Here is a 1,796-nt window from a genome sequence, read left to right as displayed (position 1 = left end):
CTTAGCCTCGATTCACCGATCGGGTTCTGAAGTGAGCGTTTCTGCTTTCTCTGTGCGGTGGCCGGTGGGCGGGCAGGCCGTACTTGCTGGTCTGCCCAGCTTTTCCACATGAGTTCCGGTCGAGCCCTGGCGGGCGGGTTGGGCGGTGACGGTCAGGTTGTTGGGGGTGCGTGGGCGGCGGCGAACAGTTCGGTGAACGCCTCGCACCATGGCCATCGCCGGGGCAGGTGGAGGGTGAGGCGGCGGGCGGAGCGTGCGATCCGTGCGGGGACGTGGATCAGGTGGGAGCGGATGCTGCTGGTGGTGGCTTTGGCGTGGAATGTTCCGGCGAGGGCGCCGGCGGCTCGCAGCAGGTTGTAGGCCATGGCCCACAACGTGAGCCAGGCGGCGTTGGCGTTGAACTTCCCCGAGGGCAGGTGGGCGAGGGGTCCGGCTTTGCCGTCGGCGATGACCTGTTCGATCACCGCGTGGTGGCGGTGCTGCTGCTCGGCCTGGAGCATCTGGAACGGGCTGTCGGTGAAGAAGGGGTGGTAGCGCCAGACGGGGAACAGTTCGCCCTGCTCGCCCTCGGTCGGGGGTTTGGCCAGGTCACGGACCCGGCGGACGATCAGGCGGGCGGTCACCTGTTCGGCCTTCTTCCGGCCGGTGAAGGCGGTGTAGTGGGGGATGCCGGCGACTTGGGCGTCGGAGATGAGTTCTCCGGTGTCCGGGTCGACCACGGCGCGGGGGTAGCGGATGGGCTGCCACGCGTCATCGTCGATGGCGGCGATGGCCCGCTTGATGGAGGGGTTCATCCCCGTGGTGATCGAGAAGTGGGTCCCGTTCCGGCGGCAGGCGGCCACCACGTCGGCGTTGTAGAACTGGCTGTCCGCGCGCAGGACACGAACGCCGGTGCAGCCGGACTTGATGGCTGTGGCCAGGGCCTCGGTGACGAACCTCCCGGCGCCACGGGCATCCGCGGACTTGCCCTGCCTCAGCCGGACGGCGGCGATGACCGGCCGCGCGATCGGCGTGCAGAGCGTGGCCAGCAACGGGTGCAGGGTCCGTATCCCCTTGAACCGGCCGACCTGAGCGCCCTGCTTGGCGGGGCCGAAGACCCGCTTGTGCGTGGAGTCGACGTCGATGAAGGCGACCTGGTCGGCACCCGGCAGCAGCGGCGTGCGGGCGGCCAGAGAAGCCAGGAACTTCCGGTGCGCGGCGTGCAGTTGCAGGACGTGGCCGTGGGTGAAGGAGCGCAGGAACGTACCCAGCGTGGACGGTGCACGTACCCCGTCGAACAGTGCTGGCACGGCTCCGTGACGCAGCCGGCCGGTGTCCTCGATACTGTCCGCTCCGGCGCACATCCCGGCCACCAGCGACATCACCTTCGCCGCCGGGTTCGCCCCACCGCTGTTGCCCGCACCCTCGATACGGACGGTCTCACCGACCAGGTGAGGCAACCTGGCCCGCTCCGCCAGCCTGACCACCGGCACCAGACCGGCGTCGGGCACGAGATTCGGATCGTCGAACGCGACGGAAACCGCCGCAGCGGCATGGGAAGATTGCATCTCGCGGGTGTTCTCTCAACCTGGTGCTGTGGAACCTTAGACAAGTACCATCTTCCCAGGTCAGAGGGCATCCGCGCTTTCATGTCCAGCTCACGGACAGGCAATCACCCGGTGAATCGAGGCTTAGCCTCGATTCACCGATCGGGTTCTGAAGTGAGCGTTTCTGCTTTCTCTGTGCGGTGGCCGGTGGGCGGGCAGGCCGTACTTGCTGGTCTGCCCAGCTTTTCCACATGAGTTCCGGTCGAGCCC

At 67.7% G+C, this 1,796-nt stretch carries 1 protein-coding gene; it reads right to left on the bottom strand.

Going from position 1 to position 1,796, the window contains the following annotated elements; translation table 11 throughout:
* Nucleotides 1–152: 152 nt before the first annotated feature.
* A complete protein-coding gene (locus D7231_RS34525; protein WP_120760292.1) occupies nucleotides 153–1,547 on the bottom strand; it encodes an IS1380 family transposase in 1,395 nt (464 codons plus the stop codon).
* Nucleotides 1,548–1,796 lie beyond the last annotated feature (249 nt).

It is taken from the genome of Streptomyces klenkii (genome assembly GCF_003626645.1).
Lineage (GTDB): Bacteria > Actinomycetota > Actinomycetes > Streptomycetales > Streptomycetaceae > Streptomyces > Streptomyces klenkii.
The sequence above is the reverse complement of the archived record's forward strand: the minus strand, read 5'-3'. Positions and strand labels throughout refer to the sequence as shown.

What these genes read in the sequence shown, in the direction of transcription:
- D7231_RS34525 (WP_120760292.1), bottom strand. Translation starts at nt 1,547, where the DNA reads ATGCAATCTTCCCATGCCGCTGCGGCGGTTTCCGTCGCGTTCGACGAT.